The sequence below is a fragment of the Streptococcus infantis genome (assembly GCF_047463655.1).
Lineage (GTDB): Bacteria > Bacillota > Bacilli > Lactobacillales > Streptococcaceae > Streptococcus > Streptococcus infantis_Z.
This window is the reverse complement of sequence record NZ_JASHDM010000003.1, coordinates 89,426-111,382: the sequence shown is the minus strand read 5'-3', so window position 1 is coordinate 111,382 and position 21,957 is coordinate 89,426. Positions and strand designations below refer to the sequence as shown.

Annotated in this window: 15 protein-coding genes and 1 pseudogene; 9 read left to right on the top strand and 7 right to left on the bottom strand. The window is 40.7% G+C overall.

The features are described 5' to 3' along the window. The first annotated feature begins 72 nt into the window (after positions 1–72). Both aspS and QM877_RS04220 read left to right on the top strand, forming a co-directional pair. A complete protein-coding gene (gene aspS, locus QM877_RS04225) occupies positions 73–1,836 on the top strand; it encodes an aspartate--tRNA ligase (RefSeq protein ID WP_414317691.1) in 1,764 nt (587 codons plus the stop codon). Continuing rightward, a complete protein-coding gene (locus QM877_RS04220; RefSeq protein ID WP_075232323.1) occupies positions 1,814–2,755 on the top strand; it encodes a YitT family protein in 942 nt (313 codons plus the stop codon). Before aspS ends, QM877_RS04220 begins: the two co-directional genes overlap by 23 nt. Before the next feature lie 122 nt (positions 2,756–2,877). Here the strand turns inward: QM877_RS04220 and QM877_RS04215 are convergent, their stop codons facing one another. The 5 genes from QM877_RS04215 to QM877_RS04195 form a co-directional block, all read right to left on the bottom strand. Beyond that, positions 2,878–3,864 carry a LacI family DNA-binding transcriptional regulator gene (locus QM877_RS04215; protein ID WP_248034476.1) on the bottom strand — a complete coding sequence of 329 codons (987 nt, stop codon included), beginning with the start codon at positions 3,862–3,864 and terminating at the stop codon, positions 2,878–2,880. 9 nt (positions 3,865–3,873) lie between these two features. Then, complete coding sequence (locus QM877_RS04210) at positions 3,874–4,674, bottom strand: DUF1189 domain-containing protein (protein WP_414317690.1); 801 nt, start codon at positions 4,672–4,674, stop codon at positions 3,874–3,876. Positions 4,675–4,882: 208 nt separating this feature from the next. Further along, a complete protein-coding gene (locus tag QM877_RS04205; protein ID WP_006149616.1) occupies positions 4,883–5,725 on the bottom strand; it encodes a sugar ABC transporter permease in 843 nt (280 codons plus the stop codon). A 1-nt stretch (position 5,726) separates the two neighbouring features. Further along, entirely contained in the window at positions 5,727–7,016 is a 1,290-nt protein-coding gene (locus tag QM877_RS04200) for a carbohydrate ABC transporter permease (RefSeq protein ID WP_311522487.1), read from the bottom strand. A 96-nt stretch (positions 7,017–7,112) separates the two neighbouring features. Beyond that, a complete protein-coding gene (locus tag QM877_RS04195) occupies positions 7,113–8,381 on the bottom strand; it encodes an extracellular solute-binding protein (protein WP_075232327.1) in 1,269 nt (422 codons plus the stop codon). A gap of 418 nt (positions 8,382–8,799) precedes the next feature. Between QM877_RS04195 and malQ the strand changes: the two genes are divergently transcribed. The 3 genes from malQ (at position 8,800) to QM877_RS04180 (ending at position 13,087) form a co-directional block, all read left to right on the top strand. Next, a complete protein-coding gene (gene malQ / locus QM877_RS04190) occupies positions 8,800–10,317 on the top strand; it encodes a 4-alpha-glucanotransferase (RefSeq protein ID WP_414317689.1) in 1,518 nt (505 codons plus the stop codon). A gap of 25 nt (positions 10,318–10,342) precedes the next feature. Next, positions 10,343–12,601 carry a glycogen/starch/alpha-glucan family phosphorylase gene (gene glgP, locus QM877_RS04185; RefSeq protein ID WP_414317688.1) on the top strand — a complete coding sequence of 753 codons (2,259 nt, stop codon included), beginning with the start codon at positions 10,343–10,345 and terminating at the stop codon, positions 12,599–12,601. Between the two features lie 279 nt (positions 12,602–12,880). After that, complete coding sequence (locus QM877_RS04180; protein WP_414317687.1) at positions 12,881–13,087, top strand: hypothetical protein; 207 nt, start codon at positions 12,881–12,883, stop codon at positions 13,085–13,087. Between the two features lie 355 nt (positions 13,088–13,442). Here QM877_RS04180 and QM877_RS04175 read toward each other — a convergent pair whose 3' ends face one another. Next, positions 13,443–14,291 (bottom strand): putative RNA methyltransferase, encoded by an 849-nt coding sequence (locus tag QM877_RS04175; RefSeq protein WP_414317686.1) that lies wholly within the window; start codon positions 14,289–14,291, stop codon positions 13,443–13,445. 151 nt (positions 14,292–14,442) lie between these two features. Between QM877_RS04175 and QM877_RS04170 the strand changes: the two genes are divergently transcribed. The 3 genes and pseudogenes from QM877_RS04170 to QM877_RS04160 all read left to right on the top strand — a co-directional run bounded on the left by QM877_RS04170 (position 14,443) and on the right by QM877_RS04160 (position 18,317). Then, positions 14,443–14,721: a DUF6110 family protein gene (locus QM877_RS04170; RefSeq protein ID WP_000910910.1), complete on the top strand. Its 279-nt coding sequence runs from the start codon at positions 14,443–14,445 to the stop codon at positions 14,719–14,721. 1 nt (position 14,722) lies between these two features. Further along, a complete protein-coding gene (locus QM877_RS04165; RefSeq protein WP_414317685.1) occupies positions 14,723–16,786 on the top strand; it encodes a heavy metal translocating P-type ATPase in 2,064 nt (687 codons plus the stop codon). Between the two features lie 350 nt (positions 16,787–17,136). Beyond that, positions 17,137–18,317 (top strand): annotated as a pseudogene (locus QM877_RS04160) (IS110 family transposase). A gap of 233 nt (positions 18,318–18,550) precedes the next feature. Here the strand turns inward: QM877_RS04160 and tyrS are convergent. After that, complete coding sequence (gene tyrS / locus QM877_RS04155) at positions 18,551–19,807, bottom strand: tyrosine--tRNA ligase (protein WP_414317684.1); 1,257 nt, start codon at positions 19,805–19,807, stop codon at positions 18,551–18,553. Positions 19,808–19,990: 183 nt separating this feature from the next. On the opposite strand from tyrS, the gene mutL reads away from it, so the two are divergent. Continuing rightward, positions 19,991–21,940 carry a DNA mismatch repair endonuclease MutL gene (mutL, locus tag QM877_RS04150; RefSeq protein WP_414317683.1) on the top strand — a complete coding sequence of 650 codons (1,950 nt, stop codon included), beginning with the start codon at positions 19,991–19,993 and terminating at the stop codon, positions 21,938–21,940. Positions 21,941–21,957 lie beyond the last annotated feature (17 nt).

Sequence of the window (21,957 nt, the reverse complement as noted above, 5' to 3'; positions counted from 1 at the left end):
TTTCTGATGATTTTCATGAAGAGCCTGCGCTTTTATGGTAAAATAGTAACAGAATAAAAGAGGAGAGAAACAATGAAACGTAGTATGTATGCTGGTCGTGTTCGTGAGGAGCACATCGGACAAGAAATTACCTTGAAAGGCTGGGTTGGCCGTCGTCGTGACCTTGGTGGTTTGATTTTTATCGATCTTCGTGACCGTGAAGGAATCATGCAGTTGGTTATCAACCCAGAAAAAGTATCTGCAGAGGTGATGGCAACAGCTGAAAGCCTTCGTAGTGAATTTGTCATCGAGGTGACTGGTCAGGTTGCTGCACGTGAGCAGGCCAATGACAAGTTGGCGACTGGAACGGTTGAGCTGAATGTAACAGCTCTTACAGTGCTTAACACAGCCAAAACAACACCATTTGAGATTAAGGATGGCATTGAGGCAAACGACGATACGCGTCTACGTTACCGCTACCTTGACCTTCGTCGTCCAGAAATGTTGGAAAATCTTAAACTGCGTGCTAAGGTGACACATTCTATCCGTAACTACTTGGATGAGTTGGAATTTATCGATGTGGAAACGCCATTCCTTTCTAAGTCAACACCAGAAGGGGCGCGTGACTATTTGGTGCCTTCTCGTGTCAATAAAGGGCATTTTTACGCCCTTCCTCAAAGTCCGCAGATTATCAAACAGTTGTTAATGAATGCGGGATTTGACCGTTACTACCAAATCGTCAAATGTTTCCGCGATGAAGATTTACGTGGAGACCGTCAACCTGAGTTTACACAGGTCGACTTGGAAACTTCATTCCTTACTGAGCAAGAAATCCAAGATATCACAGAAGGCTTGATTGCGCGCGTGATGAAGGAAACAAAAGGGATTGAAGTAACGCTGCCATTCCCTCGTATGAAATACGATGACGCTATGGCTCTTTATGGTTCTGACAAACCTGATACGCGTTTTGACATGTTGCTTCAGGACTTGACAGAAGTGGTCAAAGGTGTGGACTTTAAAGTCTTTTCAGAAGCACCTGCTGTAAAAGCCATTGTGGTCAAAGGAGCTGCGGACAACTATTCACGTAAAGATATTGACAAGATGACTGAAGTAGCTAAACAGTATGGTGCTAAAGGTCTTGCTTGGGTCAAGGTAGTTGATGGAGAATTAAATGGACCAGTTGCGAAATTCTTGACTGGCGTTCAGGCAGATTTGACAACAGCACTTGGTCTTGAAGATAAGGACTTGGTTCTCTTTGTAGCAGATACGCTTGAAGTAGCCAATGCAACACTTGGTGCCCTTCGTGGACGTATTGCTAAAGAACTTAGCTTGATTGATACTGACAAGTTCAACTTCCTTTGGGTTGTTGACTGGCCAATGTTTGAATGGTCAGAAGAAGAAGGCCGTTATATGAGTGCCCACCATCCATTTACCCTTCCTCAAGCAGAAACTGCTCATGAGCTTGAAGGTGATTTGGCTAAGGTTCGTGCCATTGCCTACGACATCGTCTTGAACGGTTATGAACTTGGTGGTGGTAGCCTTCGTATCAACCAAAAAGAACTCCAAGAACGTATGTTCAAGGCCCTTGGATTCTCAGCAGAAGAAGCAAATGACCAGTTTGGATTCCTTTTGGAAGCCATGGATTATGGATTCCCACCACACGGTGGCTTGGCTATTGGACTTGACCGCTTTGTAATGCTCTTAGCAGGCGAAGATAATATCCGTGAAGTCATTGCCTTTCCTAAGAATAACAAGGCTAGCGACCCAATGACGCAAGCACCATCAATAGTAGCTCTTAAACAACTAGAGGAACTTAATCTACAAGTAGAACAAGATGAAACAAACGAAACTAACTAAAAAGTGGTACCATTATCTTCGCCGCTTTGCTTATCGAGTAAAGATTTTGCGTGTTTTACAAAGTATTTCTCGAGAAAAATACGATGAAAAAATCTCAGCTTCTCTGGTATATGGTTTTCTATCAGCAGTAGCCGTAAATTTCTTTTTCCAACCAGGGCACGTTTATTCAAGTGGTGCGACAGGTTTGGCCCAGATTATTTCTGCCCTTAGTAACCACTGGTTTGGTTTTCATTTCCCGATTTCAGTAGCATTTTATGCCATCAATATTCCTCTCATGATTTTGGCTTGGTATCAAATTGGGCATAAGTTCACGATTTTTACCTTTATCACGGTATCCATGAGCTCGCTCTTTATCCAGTTTGTGCCTGTGGTGGTCTTAACAGAGGATCCCATCATCAATGCCCTTTTTGGGGGTGTTGTCATGGGACTGGGGATCGGCTTTGCTTTACGTCATAACATCTCCAGTGGTGGAACAGACATTGTCAGCTTAACCATTCGTAAGAAGACTGGTCGTAACGTCGGAAGTATCTCTTTCTTGGTCAATGGTACAATCATGTTGATTGCAGGAGTGACCTTTGGTTGGAAATATGCCCTTTATTCTATGATTACCATCTTTGTCTCAAGTCGTGTGACAGATGCAGTTTTCACCAAGCAAAAACGCATGCAGGCCATGATTGTTACTAGCAATCCAGATGCCGTCATTGAGAAGATCCATAATAAATTGCACCGTGGAGCAACCATGATACATGATGCTGAAGGAACTTATAATCACCAGCGTAAGGCTGTTTTGATTACGGTTATCACTCGTGCAGAGTTCAATGATTTTAAATTAATCATGAAGCAAGTTGATCCAACAGCCTTTGTTTCTGTTTCAGAAAATGTTCATATCCTAGGCCGATTTGTCGAGGTCGAAAACTAAAGATTTCAGGACATCTTCAAATTCCATTAGTGATACCTTGCTCTAGTTTACTAATAGTTATTTATAACAATGAATAGAACGAAAAACCCAACTCTTGAACACATTGTCAGAGTTGGGCTTTTTTATTTTTCAACGATTTTGTGGGCAATCAACTGGCGGTAACAAATTTGTTTGTTGTTTTTAGCATCATTGATGATCTGGAGAATAGTTTCAAAGGAGACACGACCAAGCTCCAAACTATTGATATCGACATAGGCCGCCAAGTTGAGCTTGGGATTGACTGAGTCGAAGCTGAGGACAGGGACATCCAGTTGGTGTTTTGCGATGTAATCACAGACCCCTGCAGCAAGGAGACTATCAATGGTAATAATAGCGTCAATATTTGGATTGTGTTTGAAGAGAAGTCTACTAAAGCGATAACCATTATCTTCAAGAAATTCAGTAGCAAAGTAAGTCAGATTAGTATCGAGAGGAAGTTGGTGTTGTTTTAGAGCTAGCTCGTAACCTGTCAGACGGTCTAGTGTTACGAAGAGTCGCTTAGTACCTCCGATAAAGGCAATTCGCTTGCATCCTTTTTTGATGAAATACTCTGTCGCATCAAAACCAGCTTGAATATTATCGTTGTCAACAAGCGGAATAAAAGGGGACAAGGATTTTCCAAGGATGAGGAAAGGAAATTGCTCTTCTGAAACTAATTTTACCAAGGGATCATTTTCTTGGGCATACAAGAAGATAAGACCGTCTACACGCTTTCCATAGACCATCTGTGAAATTGCATTTAAGCGTTCTTTTTCATCTTTTCCAGTTGCAATTTGGATGGCATAGTGATTTTCTGAAGCAACTTGTGCAATACCACGTAGAACAGAAGGAAAGAAAGGATTTTGATAGAAGGCATCGGAGTCGTCTGGAAGAACTAAACCAATGACCTGAGTATAACTACTAACCAAGCTTCGGGCATTGAGGTTAGGATGATAATTGAGCTCTTTCATTGTCTTTCGAACTCGTTTTTTAGTCTCATCGCTAATGGTTGATTTATTTTGAATAACACGGGTTACGGTTGAGGGTGAAACCCCTGCAGCCTTGGCCACGTCTTTAATCGTAACAGGCATAATAATCTCCTACTTATGGTAGTCTGGATCACGGAAATGCGTTTTGTAAAAGATAGTGACCAGGTATAGAACAAATAAAATGTTTTGAACAGTAATTAAAGTTGCCATATTTTGGCCTAGGAGACCGAGAATCATGGCAAGTAAGGTTGGTAATCCTAAACAGTTCAAAATGAAATGATAGCACTCTTTATAAGTTTTAAATGAAAAGAGACGTGATTTTTTCGTGAAGTAGAGCAAGAGGCTAGCACCTAAAGCAACAATAAAAAAATTAAGTCCAAAGAGGAAGCTAGAACCTAGCACAAGAAAGAGACTAATATAGACGCGATTCTGTTGATACCAGTCTTTAGAAATGGCTTGTGTTAAGCTTTCCTTGCTTTGGAAGCTCTCAGTCGTGATCGCATGATAGCGAATGCTAGTCAATTCTTTTCCTTGCTTACTGATGACGAGTTGCTCAGGTTCAAAGTTAAGAAGTAATTCCTCAGGAAAGTCTGAACTAGAAGCGTCTCCGATTTGAACAGAAGCTTGATGAGGGGTTGAACCCGTATAGCTCAACTTACCATCTACAATCTTAGCATTGGCAGCCAAATCCTGAACTACACTATCCGTCAGAGGAGCGTAGACATCATCGATGAAGGTTTCTAAAGGATAGGTGTCCTGAGAGCTGTTCTGGATGGCAATAGGCACCATAGACAAGCTAATCAAGAAAATACTGGTAAAAATCAGTTGAAACCAGTTGAGACCAAAACGTTGAGATAGGGGCTTACGGAATCCCCAGATACTATTAAAATAAGAAAATGGATATGGCAACATAATTCTCTTTCTAAGGCATTTTTCTATATGAGTATTATATAGAGAAATGTGTTTAATTTCAAGTGGGTCAGGTACAATGCTGGTTGAAAGTAGGCTTTTGCTTTAAATTGTTCACAAACAAGAAGCATAACCTCAGTAAGCTTTTATTTCTCATCAGATTATCTAAGTAAGGACAAGTTTCAAAATGAAAAAGGGTGGCGGGGGTATATTACCCCTTGTCGCCACCGCTTGTAAGTCCTGAAACGAAGTTCTTTTGCAAGAAGAAGAAAAGTGTACAGATTGGAAGAGCGATGAGGATAGCACCTGCTGAGAAGTAGGCAATTTTCAAGTTCTTCGCATTGCTAACGAAGGTTTGCAGACCAACGGCAACTGTAAAGTATTCTTTCTCACGAAGCAAGAAACTAGAGAGGATGTAGTCCCCGAAAGGTCCCATGAAGGCCCAGAGTGCTTGTACCGCCACCATTGGGCGAACAAGAGGGAGAACGATTTGCCAGAAGCGGCGGAAGTGTCCTGCACCATCAAGTTTTGCAGACTCATCAAGAGACATTGGCACGGTGTCAAAGTAACCTTTCATCAACCATGCATTCATAGGGATACCACCACCGACGTAGAGGAAGATGAGGAACCAGCTATGGTTAAGGGCGTTCAACATGAGGGCCATAACGAAGAAGGCAGTCAAAGCAGCCATTGTAGGCACCATTTGGATAATCAAGAAGAAGACCAAACTTTGCTTACGAGCCAAGAAGTTGTAACGGCTGTAGGCATAACCAGCAAGTACGATAATACTTGTTTGTACAACCATAGTGATCAAAGCGATGATCAAAGTGTTGAGGTACCATGTACCGTACAAGGTTTCTGTAAAGAGCCCTTTGAAGTTATCAAGACTAAAGTTGACATTGCTGTCGAGTTTAAAGGCCACAACGTTACCAGCCTTGAAGGCAGACATAATCGTGATTAAAAGAGGATAGATAATGACGATTGAAAGTCCGATCAAGTAGAGGTAAGTGAGGGTTTGAGTCAGTCTACGTTTTAGTTTGATTGAGTTATTCATCTTAGACGTCCTCCATATCAAATGCGTGTAGTTTCTTGAAGGCAATCATAGAAATAGAGATGACAATGATTGAAATAATCAAGGTAACAGCAGCTGCCATAGAGTATTGAGGAGCTGTACCTGTTGTTAAACGGTAAATCCATGAGATCAAGATATCGGTTGAACCAGCTCCACCACCGACACTACCAGGACCACCGCCATTGAAGAGGTACATGATAGAGAAGTTGTTGAAGTTGAAGGTGTATTGGCTGATCAAAGTAGGCGCCGCAACAGCCAAGATCATTGGGAAAGTGATGTTGCGGAATTTTTGCCAAGCGTTTGCACCGTCGATATAAGCTGCTTCATACAAGTCGTTTGGAATAGACTGTAGGATACCGAGAGTAAGGACATAGATATAAGGGAATCCAAGCCAACCTTGCATCATAATCAAGGCAACCTTAGTCCAAGTAGGGTCTGTTTTCCAAGGGATGAGTGCCCCGTCAAGGAATGGAAGAACCTTAGCAAAAAGTGGCAAAACTTGAGTGTTGATAGCACCAACACTATCGTTGAACATGTTTGAGAATGTCAAGATAGTGATGAAAGCTGGAACAGCCCAAGGTAGAAGAAAGATAACACCAAAGATACGTTTCCCTTTGATGAATGGTTGGTTAGCAATAATAGCTGTAAAGATACCGAGTACGATTTGCAAAGTCGATGCAGATAAAGCCCAGATAATAGTCCAAGAAAGAACAGAACCGAAGGCTGAACGGAAGGTACTCAAACTCCAGATATTTGTGAAGTTAGTCAATCCAACCCAATCCAACAATTTATTTGGTGGTAAATGTTGGAAATCGTAGTTAGTAAAGGCAATCATCAAGGTTACAATAACCGGGAAGATAATCGCAAATGTCATGGCAACGTAAGATGGGATAATGAGCAAGTATGGGAATCCATTTTCATAGATACCTTTAATCATATCCTTAAGTGTCAATGGGACAGGGATGCCATTATTGATACGTTTTGCAATAGTGTGGGCGTCTTTAATATTGAGAATATAAAAGGCTAGATAAACAATTACAAAAATAGAGTGAAATGCACCACGAATCAACATAAAGAGAGAGTTGTCACGGCCAGGTTTCTCCCCAAGTGTGATCAAGTTGCTCAATTCAGGTGCTGCAAGTACTATAAAATAGAGGACAAAAGCTAATGTTACAGCAAGGAAGATAAAACCTTTGGCTTTTTGTTTGTTATAGATTTGCCCCAACCCAGGAATCAATGAAAGCAAGGCTGCTTTTCTTGGTTGTTGTTCCATGAGTGCTCCTTTCATAAGATGTGAACGTCAAGCTGAGTTCTGTTAATATCTAAAAATCAAGGGGGATAAGTTTTAAATCCCCCTTGAATCAATCAATTAGTTACCAAATTTTTGTTGGATTGTTTCTTTGATCAATGTTACAGCATCATTTGCAGCTGTTTTAGCATCTTTCTTACCGCTTACAGCGTCAAAGAGCATTGTTTTAGCTGGGTCCCAAACTGTTGACATTTGAGAGATGTTTGGCATTGGTTGAGCGTTCTTGAACTGTTTGATAACAGCAGTAGTCAACTCATCATTTTTACCTTCAGCGTAAGTACGAGCTTCAGTGTTAGCTGGGATTTCGTTTGTTGCATCGTAGAATGCTTTTTGTTGGTCAGTTGAAACAAGGAAGTCTACGAATTTTTGAGCTCCTTCAAGGTTCTTAGTGCTTGATGGGATGATCCAAGCTTTACCACCACCAAAGGCTGCGTAGTTTTTACCGTTTGGAAGAGTTGGGATAGTTGCAACACCGTAGTTTACTTTAGCATCTTTGAATGCTTGAGCTTTCCAAGGTCCATCAATGATAGCAGCTGTTTTACCTTCTTGGAATTGAGTTTGGATCAAGTTTCCAGCACCTTCAGTATCTTGCATACCTTTAGGCCATTTGTCATACCAAGTTTTAGCGTAGTTGATACCTGCAATAGCACCATCGTTAGCAAGACCAATATCTTTAGGGTCTTTACCGTTTTGTCCAAACACGTAGGCACCATTACCAGCAAGAAGTCCATATGCGTAGTAGAAGTTAGTCCAGTCAGCTAGGAAAGCAGTAGTTTTTCCGTCTTCACCAGCGAAGGCATATTTGCTATCTTTAGCAAGTTCTTCCAAGTCAGCAAATGTCTTAGGAGCTTCTTTCACTAAGTCTTTGTTATAGTACATAACAAGTGACTCGATAACGGCTGGAGCCCCATAAACTTTACCACCAACAGTTACAAGAGACTTAGTAGTATCGTCTGTTTTAGCACCGTCACTCAAAGTTACTTCTGAAAGTTGTCCGTCAGTACCAAGGCTACCTACGCGGTCGTATGGTGCCATCATGACGTCAGCAGCTTTACCTGATTGGTTATCAAGTGAAAGATTGTCAAGTCCACCTAATTGGTCCCCTGTTTTAATAGTAACTTTTACACCAGCTTCTTTTTCGTAAGCTTTGGCAGCTGATTCTGCAAAAGCTTTATATTGATCTTCAACGTAGAAAGTGATTTCTTTCGCTTCTGATGAACCAGAGTCAGCAGTTTTATCAGCAGTTTTGCTTCCACAAGCTACTAAAAGTAAGCTAGCAAGAGTAGCAGTACCAAGTACAGCTGCGCTCTTCATGAATTTAGTTGACATAGTGTATTCCTCCTAAAGAATAACAAATTTTGATTTCAAGGAAACGCAAACGTTTTCTCTTATGAACTTAGTATAGCACAAACAGAAAACGGTTGCAAGCGTTTTTTGAAAAAAATTTAAAAAGCTTGTAACTGGTTAATCTCTAAAATTGGTTATATAATAGGAAGGAAAGGATGAAATCATATAAATTTCAATTCAAGAATAATTTAAGGGAAACGTTTGCATAGTTTGTAGATGTTTTTGTAGAGGTGAAAAAATAAGAATATAGTTTTTTAAAAAAGCTATAAAGTAAATAAATTGAAAAGTTTTTTGTTGAAACGCTTGCATTTCTTTTTGAAATGGGTTATACTTTACTTGGCGCAAACGTTTGCGCCAAGTAAAAATGAAATATTTAACTACAAACACTTGAGGTGCTATTATGAAAAAACGTCAAAGTGGTGTGTTGATGCACATCTCATCGCTTCCAGGAGTTTACGGAATCGGATCATTTGGTCAAAGCGCCTATGATTTCGTTGACTTCTTGGTTCGTACAAAGCAACGTTACTGGCAAATCCTTCCTTTAGGCACAACCAGCTACGGAGATTCTCCTTATCAATCTTTCTCAGCCTTTGCTGGAAATACTCATTTTATCGATCTTGATATTTTGGTAGAGCAAGGTTTGTTGGAAGCAAGTGACCTTGAAGGAGTTGACTTTGGTAGCGATGCGTCTGAAGTTGACTATGCTAAAATCTACTATGCACGTCGTCCTCTTTTAGAAAAAGCGGTGAAACGTTTCTTTGAGGTAGGAGATGTTAAAGATTTTGAGAAATTTGCTCAAGACAACCAATCATGGCTTGAACTCTTTGCAGAGTATATGGCTATCAAAGAGCATTTTGATAATCTTGCTTGGACTGAATGGCCAGATGCAGATGCTCGTGCTCGTAAAGCTTCAGCACTTGAAAGCTACCGTGAGCAATTAGCAGACAAGTTGGTTTACCACCGTGTGACTCAATACTTCTTCTTCCAACAATGGTTGAAATTGAAAGCTTACGCTAACGGCAACCACATCGAAATCGTTGGGGACATGCCAATCTATGTAGCGGAAGATTCAAGCGATATGTGGGCAAATCCACATCTCTTCAAAACAGATGTCAACGGTAAGGCGACTTGCATCGCAGGATGCCCACCAGATGAATTTTCTGCAACTGGTCAGCTTTGGGGTAACCCAATCTATGACTGGGAAGCAATGGACAAAGACGGCTACAAATGGTGGATTGAACGCTTGCGTGAAAGCTTCAAAATCTACGACATCGTTCGTATCGACCACTTCCGTGGTTTCGAATCTTACTGGGAAATCCCTGCTGGTTCCGATACAGCAGCACCTGGTGAGTGGGTGAAAGGTCCTGGTTACAAGCTTTTTGCAGCTGTTAAGGAAGAACTTGGTGAGTTAAACATCATTGCTGAAGACCTTGGCTTCATGACAGATGAAGTTATTGAATTGCGTGAACGTACTGGCTTCCCAGGAATGAAGATCCTTCAATTTGCCTTCAACCCAGAAGACGAAAGTATCGATAGCCCACACTTGGCACCTGCTAACTCAGTTATGTACACAGGGACACACGATAATAATACGGTCCTTGGTTGGTACCGTAACGAGATCGATGATGCGACTCGTGAGTACATGGCACGCTATACTAACCGTAAAGAATACGAAACAGTGCCACATGCTATGCTTCGTACAGTCTTTTCATCAGTTAGCTTCATGGCAATTGCAACTATGCAAGATTTGCTAGAATTGGATGAGACAGCTCGTATGAACTTCCCATCTACCCTTGGTGGAAACTGGTCTTGGCGTATGACTGAAGATCAATTGACACCAGCTGTCGAGGAAAGTTTGCTTGACTTGACAACAATCTATCGCCGAATCAATGAAAATTTGGTAAAATTAAAGAAATAAGACAATAATCAGGAGACAACTAAACATGTTATCACTACAAGAATTTGTACAAAATCGTTACAATAAAACCATTGCAGAATGTAGCAATGAAGAGCTTTACCTTGCTCTTCTTAACTACAGCAAACTTGCAAGCAGCCAAAAACCAGTGAACACTGGTAAGAAAAAAGTTTACTACATCTCAGCTGAGTTCTTGATTGGTAAACTCTTGTCAAACAACTTGATCAACCTTGGTCTTTACGACGATGTTAAAAAAGAACTTGCAGCTGCAGGTAAAGACTTGATCGAAGTCGAAGAAGTAGAATTGGAACCATCTCTTGGTAATGGTGGTTTGGGACGTTTGGCTGCCTGCTTTATCGACTCAATTGCTACTCTTGGTTTGAACGGTGACGGTGTTGGTCTTAACTACCACTTTGGTCTTTTCCAACAAGTTCTTAAAAACAACCAACAAGAAACAATTCCAAATGCATGGTTGACAGAGCAAAACTGGTTGGTTCGCTCAAGCCGTAGCTACCAAGTACCATTTGCAGACTTTACTTTGACATCAACTCTTTATGATATTGATGTTACTGGTTATGAGACAGCAACTAAAAACCGCTTGCGTTTGTTTGACTTGGATTCAGTTGATTCTTCTATCATTAAAGATGGTATCAACTTTGACAAGACAGATATCGCTCGCAACTTGACTCTCTTCCTTTACCCAGATGATAGTGACCGTCAAGGTGAATTGCTCCGTATCTTCCAACAATACTTCATGGTTTCAAACGGTGCGCAATTGATCATCGACGAAGCAATCGAAAAAGGAAGCAACTTGCATGACCTTGCTGACTATGCAGTTGTCCAAATCAACGATACTCACCCATCAATGGTTATCCCTGAATTGATCCGTCTTTTGACAGCACGTGGTATCGAGCTTGATGAAGCAATCTCTATCGTTCGTAGCATGACTGCCTACACTAACCACACAATCCTTGCTGAAGCCCTTGAAAAATGGCCTCTTGAATTCTTGGAAGAAGTGGTTCCTCACTTGGTACCAATCATCAAAGAATTGGACCGTCGTGTGAAAGCAGAATACAAAGATCCAGCTGTTCAAATTATCGATGAGAGCGGACGTGTTCACATGGCTCACATGGATATCCACTACGGATACAGTGTTAACGGAGTAGCGGCACTTCATACTGAAATCTTGAAAAATTCTGAGTTGAAAGCCTTCTACGACCTTTACCCAGAAAAATTCAACAACAAAACAAACGGTATTACTTTCCGTCGTTGGCTCATGCATGCTAACCCAAGATTGTCTCACTACTTGGATGAGATTCTTGGAGAAGGTTGGCACCATGAAGCAGATGAGCTTGAAAAACTTTTGTCTTATGAAGACAAAGCAGCTGTCAAAGAAAAATTGGAAAGCATCAAGGCTCACAACAAACGTAAATTGGCTCGTCACTTGAAAGAACACCAAGGTGTGGAAATCAATCCAAACTCTATCTTTGATATCCAAATCAAACGTCTTCACGAGTACAAACGCCAACAAATGAACGCTTTGTACGTAATCCACAAATACCTTGACATCAAAGCTGGTAACATCCCTGCTCGCCCAATCACAATCTTCTTTGGTGGTAAAGCAGCTCCAGCCTACACAATCGCTCAAGACATCATTCACTTAATCCTTTGCATGTCAGAAGTTATTGCTAATGATCCAGCAGTAGCTCCACACTTGCAAGTAGTTATGGTTGAAAACTACAACGTTACTGCAGCAAGCTTCCTTATCCCAGCATGTGATATCTCAGAACAAATCTCACTTGCTTCTAAAGAAGCTTCAGGTACTGGTAACATGAAATTCATGTTGAACGGAGCTTTGACTCTTGGTACTATGGACGGTGCTAACGTGGAAATCGCTGAGTTGGTTGGAGACGAAAACATCTACATCTTCGGTGAAGATTCAGAAACTGTTATCGACCTTTACGCTAAATCAGCATACAAATCAAGCGAGTTCTACGCTCGTGAAGCGATCAAACCATTGGTTGACTTCATCGTTAGCGATGCAGTTCTTGCAGCTGGAAACAAAGAGCGCTTGGAACGTCTTTACAATGAATTGATCAACAAAGACTGGTTCATGACTCTTCTTGACTTGGAAGACTACATCAAAGTGAAAGAGCAAATGCTTGCTGACTACGAAGACCGTGACGCATGGTTGGATAAAGTCATCGTCAACATTGCTAAAGCAGGATTCTTCTCATCTGACCGTACAATCGCTCAGTACAACGAAGATATCTGGCACTTGAACTAAGATATACAATTTAATAGTTATTACACTATCTAGCAAAAAAGCGAGTTTCAAATGAAATTCGCTTTTTTTGAATGTTATGGACTTGAGGTTGACTGGTCTCAAAAGAAAAAATAATTTGTCAATAATTTCTAGACTTAAAAATCAGACCTAGAGAACACTAAGAAGGTTGGTTGTACTACCTTTAAGCCTAAGGTTCTTCTTAGCTGTTACCTCAAATTTCTTGTATTCGTTTACATACAGTATTATAATAGTATTGTAGTAAAGAAGGAGGATGTTCTTATGTGGAAAAAATATTTTTCAAAATATAAATGGACTGATTTATTTTGGATTCTTTTTGTAATTTGGTCATGCCTTTATACGGGTAATAGTTCTTCGTTTCCGCTTACTCATCAAGAAATCTCTTTTCGTGGTAGCTTTTGGGGTTCGGTACTGGCCTTATATCACTTACTGTTTATTGATAAGTTTGTTATCTCGAATCGAAAATAAAGTTTAGGGCTATGCTTGGCGGTGTACTTTTAAGATTTATTTTGGAGGGAAGATTTTGTCTCTATTATTTATTATTTTAAATTTGTTTATCTTGTACAAGATCTATTCTTTGAGGCGGGAGAAATCGAAATACTTGATTTATACGGCCTATATCATATTTGGGGTAAATGTAATATATGGTATTCAATGGTTATTAAAAGAACTGGTTTCAAAGATTTCCACTTAATGTGTATAGAAACTTCAGTGATTTTTGCATAACAAAACGCATAAGATTAAGGTTTTTGAGTACCTGTTCTTATGCGTTTTTGTAATATTGAAGATTTTCGGTAAGTTTTATACCTTTGGGAAGTCTAGTTTAGAATGCTTTCCCAACCAAAATCTCTGCTTCAATGGTAATCTCTGTCAGTTGGCTCCAATCAATCTTGCTTTGGTCAACGTGAAAGAGGAGGGGTGTCATGCTGAGTAAAGCTTGTCTTTGCTCTGCGGTGATGGATTTGGTCAGGGAAGCAGCCTGGATAGATTGGATGCTGAAATATTCTTGGAAGTGTACCTTGATATCTTGGTTGGAATAGTCCTTCTTTGTCAGCTGGTCCTGTACTATTTGGCGGATTTCCTTGAGGTGGTTTTCGGTAGGGATGACCTTGATTAAGATACCATCTTTTGATAAAACTCGTTGAAATTCTCCATAATTTGCAGGAGAGAAGATATCAAGAAGGATATTCATGCTAGCGTCTTTTATAGGAAGTTGAGTCAGGTCACCGACAAACCAATTGACTGCCCAGTTGGGTTCGCTCTTGGCAGCGATTTGGACCGAATCTTTTGAAATATCAAAGGCATAGAAGATCTTGTCAGGGTGCACTTCCTGAAGTTTGCGAGAGTAGAAGCCTTCGCCACAGCCGATATCTAAAATTGTTTTGGCAGTTTTTGAACTTGCAATTAAATCAGAGATGGCATCTAGAATAGTTTGGTAAAAGCCAGCTTCTAGGATTTGCTGGCGATTTTGAAAGTTTTCTTTATCGTAGTTGGCGGATTGTTTGATTTGAGGGGCAAGATTGACATAGCCGAATTTTGCTAGGTCAAAAGAATGCCGATTCTCACATTTAAGACTAGACTCTACCAAGGTCAGATTTTCTTGGCAGATAGGGCAGGCAAAGGCACTAGCAGAAGCAAAGCGCTGGAGTTTGGGTTTGAGGTTTGTATTCATAGTTTAAGTGTATCAAAAGAGGCAAATGAAAGCAACTTTAGGAATAAGTAAATGGGAGATTCAGTAGAAATAAAACTAATTCTCCAATTTATAGAATGAAATTGCTTTTATATCTAAATTGCTATATAATAATGATAAGGAGGAAATAAGTATGTTAAAAGAAGTACTAACCGTTGCAAAAGTTGCGAAAAAATCATCACTCTTTTTGGGTGGTGTCGCATTTGGTACCCTTGGTTTGAAAATCTTAGCAAGTAAGGAAGCTAAAAAAGGTTATTCTAAAGCTTTGGCTAAGGCTTACAAGTTGAAAGACGGGCTAGATGCATCTGTTTCTGTTGTGAAACAACATGGAGACGATGTCTTGCAAGATGCCAAATATTTGTACGAGCAAGAGAAAAAAGAAGAGCAATTAGATAGCCTTATAGGAGAATAATATGTCTTTTAAAGTGCTACATAGAGGATACCAACATATCCGACTATCATCTTCTTTTTCACTCACCTTGGATATTCAAGACTATCTTCGTTCCTTGGCGAGAGATGAAAAGGGGATTGAGTCTATCCAGTTTTACATGGATCAACAGCACTTTACTCTACGCATAAAAGAAGGCTTTTCTGTATTAGATAATGCAGAAGCCTTTTTAAAAAGAATTGATAAAGGGAAAGTTTCTGAGTTGATGACTCTTCCCATTCGTAGAGAAGAGAGTGCTTATTCTATTGTTTCAGGTGCAGCGATTAAGCGTGTACTTTTTCGTAGTTTTGTGCCGTATCCTATTCGCTATATATGGACTTGTTATCAGGCTTTGGGTTATATTAGAGAAGCCTATCAAACACTAGCGCGTAAGGAACTAACGATGGAGGTCTTGGACTGTTCGGCGATTTTATTGTCCTTGTTTATGAACCAATCCAAGACAGCTAGCAATATCATGTTTATGCTTGATTTGGGGAATCATTTAGATCAGTGGTCCTTGAAAAAAACTGCAACAGATTTAGAACAGAGTCTTCTTGCAAAAGAGAGCGATGTATTCCTAGTACAGGGTGATACGGTCGTTAGTATCAAGAGTTCCAATGTTCAAATAGGAGATGTCTTGGTATTATCTCAAGGAAATGAAATTCTGTTTGATGGACAAGTAGTTTCAGGTTTAGGTATGGTCAACGAAAGTTCCTTGACGGGAGAGAGTTTTCCAGTTGAAAAAAGAGAGTCTGATTTGGTTTGTGCAAATACAGTATTAGAAACTGGAGAGTTACGCATTCGTGTAACCGATAATCAGATGAACAGCCGGATTTTACAACTGATTGAGTTGATGAAGAAATCTGAAGAAAACAAGAAAACGAAACAACGCTATTTCATCAAAATGGCGGATAAGGTCGTCAAATATAATTTCTTGGGGGCTGGTCTGACTTACCTATTAACAGGTTCTTTTTCTAAGGCTATTTCTTTCCTATTGGTCGATTTCTCCTGCGCTTTGAAAATCTCTACTCCTGTAGCTTATTTGACAGCTATCAAGGAGGGGTTGAACCGTGAAATGGTGATTAAGGATGGGGCTGTTCTGGAGAAATATCTGGAAGTTGATACTTTCTTATTTGATAAGACGGGAACAATCACAACTAGCTATCCGATAGTTGAAAAGGTGTTACCTTTTGGAGACAATAGTGAGGAAGATATTCTCAGAATCAGTGCCTGTCTTGAGGAGCACATCTATCATCCTATTGCTAATGCCATCGTCAAGCAAGCTGAGATAGAGGGGATTGAACATGAGGAAATGCATGGGAAACTCCAATATATCGCAAGCAAGGGAATTAAGTCCCATATCGATGGTCAACCAGTTCTTATTGGAAATTATGTCTTGATGCAGGATGAGCAGATTCATATCAGTTCAGAACAAAATGCTTTAATTGAAGAGTACAAGAGTCACTACAATCTCTTATTCTTGGCTTATCAGAATGAATTGATTGGAATGTTCTGCATCCATACTCCTTTGAGAAAAGAAGCAAAAGCAGCCTTGGAGAAACTTAAGGCACAAGGGAAAAAATTGATTCTGGCAACAGGGGACACCTTGGTTAGGACAGAGGAATTAGTCAAAGATTTGTCCTTTGATCAGGTCTATACAGACTTGAAACCTGATGGGAAATTTGAGTTAGTAGAGGAACTGCAGAAAGCAGGTCACACTATTTTGATGGTTGGAGATGGATTGAATGACTCAGCGGCTCTAACCCTATCAGATATCGGTGTGGTGATGAATGAGAGTGCAGATATTTCTAAGCAGATGAGTGATATCTTATTGTTAGATAATCGCTTGGATTTCTTCCAAGAGTTGGATTCGCTATCATCATCTTTGCAAACACTCATCAAGAAAAATATTCAAGATACTGTTGTCGTAAATAGTAGTTTGATTGGCTTTGGCTTGTTTAATTGGCTCAGTCCTTCAAATCTCTCTATCTTACATAATCTAACAACCTTACGCATAGTCCTGCGTAGCCTGTCTATTAATACTCAATGAAAATCAAAAAGCAAACTAGGAAGCTAGCCGCAAGCTGTACTTGAGTACGGTAAGGCGACGCTGACGTAGTTTGAATTTGATTTTCGAAGAGTATAAAATCAAACTAAAACATACTAAGATTAGTAGTGAGGAAATCTCCGACGGGAGAAAGTACTCACTACTTTTTCGTTATGTTAAAGTAGTGGTGTCTTGTTAAGTCGATAAGTCCTTTGGCGCTAGACGTCGTAACTAAAACTGACAAGACACCTGTTTTAGGAAGAATGTTATCAAAGTATGTGGGACGAAAAACGTCGAGTATTGAAAATGACATCACTAAAACAAGGAATCATTCAAGACAAAGAGGTAATATCATGCGAGTAGTTTTTGGGATTGACGTGAGTAAAGCAAGTTCAGAAGTAGCCATCTTGGTCAATGGAGAAAAAGTACATGGCTATACCATACCCAATGATGCCATCGGATTTAATCGACTACTTGGGGACTTGAAGACTGTTCACGAGCCAGAGATTGTCTTCGAGGCGACTGGTGTCTATTCTCGTCGTCTTCAGGCCTTCTTTGAGGATAATAGTTACGCTTATACACGGCTCAATCCCTTAGAATCCAAAAAACAACTAGATAGCTTGAGAGTACGTAAAACCGATAGGATTGACGCTGAAAAACTAGCTGCGTCTCAGTTCATTCTCAATCGTAAACCAAGCTATGTCCAAGAAGCGCTTTATCAAGAATTACGCGATCTCAGCCGGATATCGTCTGCGCTAAAAACCGTCTGCACAAGGTTTTACAGGTCACTTTTCCTGAATTGGAAAACATCTTGTCGGCACCAACCGGGGAACAATATTGGAACTTGGTCATGACTTTTCCATGTAATAGTTTTGTACTGGAGTCAGATGACGCCGCATTAAGAGCTATCATCCGTCAGTCTACATCAAAACGCATCTCTGAAAAACGTGTGACTTACTTAGTAGATAAGCTTACAAAACTAGCTAATCAGTCTTATTGTGCGGTCAAAAAAAACTCTCCAATGATGGAAGAGGTCAAATACTATGCAGAGGAGTTACTTAGGCTTTCTGAATATAGACAAAGTGTTTTAGAGGAGATGGTAACATTGGCTCAACCTTTGCCAGAATACGAGATTCTTCTCTCTATTCCTGGAATAGCTGAAACTACAGCGACAAGCATTATTGGTGAACTTGGTGACATTCGTCGATTTCACTCTGCCAATCAAATCAATGCTTTTATCGGCATTGACCTCAGACACTATGAATCTGGGAACTTTCTAGCCAAGGAACATATCTCCAAACGTGGGAATCCTTATGCCAGAAAGATTCTCTTTAAGTGCATTCATAACATAGCTTCAGCTAGCCACACCAATCCTTGTCATATCGCAGACTTCTATGAGAAAAGGAAAAGACAATCGCAAGTGACTTCAACCAAACCACACACGATTGCCTCTATACATCGTCTCATTAGAACAATGTATTACCTTATAACGCATAACAAACTTTACGATTATACTTCTACCCAAAATCGGTAAAATTGTTTATGCCATATTATTGTAACGCCTTATCAAAAAAATCACCAGATAAGGTGTTGGTTTAGTGTACACTTTTTTCACTAAACTTTAGTTCAGAAAAAGACAATTTCCTTAGTTTGACTATGGAAATCAAACTATTTTTCATCAAATACCTTGATATACTTGACAAATGGTAGAAAAGGAGTTACCTTTCTCGAGGTTAACTCCTTTTTTATAGGTAAATGTTGAACAATTTAGTAAGTCAATACAAAGTATTTTTTCTTCCCACGACGGATAACAGTCAGTTCGTTCTCTAATTTATCGTTATCCCCTAAGACATAGTCAAGGTCTTGGATGCGGTCGCCGTTTACGTAGATGGCACCGTTTTGAACATCTTCACGGGCTTGGCGTTTTGAGTTAACCACGCCAGAAGATACGAGAAGTTCAACGATGTTGTGATTTTCATCTGCTTGTACTTGGTAGTTTGGTACGCCACGAAGTCCTTGTTTGAGTTCTTTGACAGAAAGGTTTTTGATATTTCCAGCAAAGAGTTGCTCAGTGATGTTAAGGGCTTCTTTGTAAGCTTCTTCTCCGTGTACAAGTGTTACGACTTCACGAGCGAGGACTTTTTGAGCCAAGCGTTCGTGTGGAGCTGCTTCAAACTGTTTACGAATCTCTTCAATCTCATCCAGTGACAAGAAGGTAAAGATCTTCAAGAAGCGAACGGCGTCTGCATCCATAACATTCATCCAGAATTGGTACATTTCGTATGGAGAAGTCTTTTCAGGATTGAGCCAAACAGCATTCCCTTCAGATTTACCAAATTTCTTACCAGTTGCGTCTGTAATGAGTGGAACAGTGATTACGTGGCCAGTTTTATCTGCCTTACGGCGCATCAACTCAGTACCAGCTGTCATATTTCCCCATTGGTCAGAACCACCAATTTGGAGAGTTACATTGTGCTCTTGGTTAAGGACAAAGAAGTCGTAACCTTGCATGATTTGGTAGGCAAATTCTGTGTAAGAAATCCCTGTTTCAATCCGTTTTTTAACAGACTCCTTGCTCATCATGTAGTTGACAGTGAAGTATTTTCCGATATCACGGAGGAAGTCAATGAAGCTGATGCTGCCAAACCAGTCGTAGTTGTTGACCATGATAGCTTTATTTTCACCATTTTCAAAGTCAAGAAAACGAGAAAGTTGTCCTTGGATAGACTTGACCCAGCCATCTACTGTGTCTTTTGTTTGGAGACTACGTTCAGCATCTTTGAAGGACGGATCTCCGATGAGACCAGTAGCACCGCCAACGAGCGCATAAGGTTTGTGACCTGCTAACTGCAAACGACGACTTGTCAAGATAGCGACAAGGTGGCCTAGGTGAAGGCTGTCAGCAGTTGGATCGTAGCCAGTATAATAAGAAACTTGACCTTCTTCTAGGGCTTTACGCAAAGCTTCTTCATCAGTCGTTTGAAAAATCAAACCACGCTCTTTTAGCTCATCAAAAATGTGCATGTGTCTTTTCTCCTTTTTAAAATATTGTTTCTACCTATTGTACCACAAACTTGGTAAATAACCTAGTAAAATCGGGAAGAAAGTTGCTGCTTGGACTTTTTTGGAAACGAGTGAAATATGGTATAATAGCACTAGCTTATTTTCAGAGAAATAGATAAAAATAGTTGAGAAAGGGGCTGGAAAATGTCTCATATTATTGAATTGCCAGAAGTATTGGCCAACCAGATTGCAGCAGGAGAAGTTATCGAGCGTCCTGCTAGCGTTGTCAAAGAATTAGTTGAAAATGCTATCGATGCTGGCTCAAGCCAGGTTATCGTTGAAATTGAAGAAGCTGGGCTTAAGAAAATCCAAATCACAGATAATGGACATGGGATTGCCCACGACGAAGTAGAGTTGGCTCTCCGTCGTCATGCCACTAGTAAGATAAAAAATCAGGCAGATCTCTTTAGGATTCGCACGCTGGGTTTTCGTGGTGAAGCCCTGCCTTCAATCGCTTCTGTTAGTGTTTTAACTTTGTTGACTGCGGTGGATGGAGCAAGTCACGGGACCAAGTTAGTGGCTCGTGGGGGAGAAGTTGAAGAGATTAGCCCAGCGACCAGTCCTGTGGGGACTAAGGTTTGTGTGGAGGACCTCTTTTTCAACACACCAGCTCGTCTCAAGTATATGAAGAGTCAGCAGGCGGAGTTGTCTCACATCATTGATATTGTCAACCGTTTGGGGCTAGCCCATCCTGAGATTTCCTTTAGCCTGATTAGCGATGGCAAGGAAATGACACGAACAGCTGGTACGGGTCAACTGCGCCAAGCCATTGCTGGAATTTATGGTTTAGCTAGTGCCAAAAAGATGGTTGAGATTGAGAATTCTGACCTAGACTTTGAAATTTCAGGCTTTGTCTCATTGCCGGAATTGACACGGGCTAATCGTAACTACATCAGTCTCTTTATCAATGGCCGTTATATCAAAAACTTCCTGCTCAATCGAGCTATTTTAGATGGCTACGGGAGCAAGCTCATGGTAGGGCGTTTTCCACTAGCCGTTATTCACATCCAGATCGATCCTTATCTGGCGGATGTCAATGTGCATCCAACCAAGCAAGAGGTACGAATTTCTAAAGAAAGAGAACTGATGGCGCTGGTTTCAGAAGCTATCGCAAAGAGCCTCAAGGAGCAGACCTTGATTCCGGATGCCTTGGAAAATCTTGCCAAATCTACCGTTCGCAACCGTGAAAAAGTAGAGCAAACCATTCTCCCACTTAAAGAAAACAATCTCTACTACGAGCAAACGGAAGCAACAATCTCTATTCCAGCTGAGGTTTCAGACAGTCAAGTAGACTTGACTGAAGAGAAACAGGATTTGAGCCTCTTCGCTAAGGAAACATTGGATCAGTTGACCAAGCCAGCTAAACTGCATTTTGCAGAGAGAAAATCGGTCAGCTACGACCAACTGGATCATCCAGAGTTAGATATGGCTAGTTTGGATAAGGCTTATGATAAGCTGGAGCGAGAAGAGTCTTCGAGTTTCCCAGAGTTGGAATTTTTCGGGCAAATGCACGGAACCTATCTCTTTGCTCAAGGGCGAGATGGGCTTTACATCATAGACCAACACGCAGCCCAGGAGCGGGTTAAGTATGAGGAGTATCGCGAAAGTATTGGCAATGTTGACCAGAGCCAGCAGCAGCTCCTAGTGCCCTACATCTTTGAATTCCCTGCAGATGATGCCCTTCGTCTCAAGGAAAGAATGCCTCTCTTGGAGGAAGTTGGTGTCTTTCTATCAGAGTATGGGGAAAATCAATTTATCCTACGGGAACATCCAATTTGGATGGCAGAGGAGGAAATCGAGTCTGGTATCTATGAGATGTGTGATATGCTCCTTTTGACCAAGGAAGTTTCAATCAAGAAATACCGAGCAGAGTTAGCGATCATGATGTCCTGCAAGCGATCTATCAAGGCTAACCATCGTATCGATGACCACTCAGCTAGACAGCTTCTATACCAACTTTCCCAATGTGACAACCCCTACAACTGTCCACACGGACGCCCTGTTTTGGTCCACTTTACCAAGTCAGATATGGAAAAGATGTTCCGTCGCATTCAGGAAAATCACACTAGCCTACGAGAACTAGGCAAATACTAATACTCTTCGAAAATCTC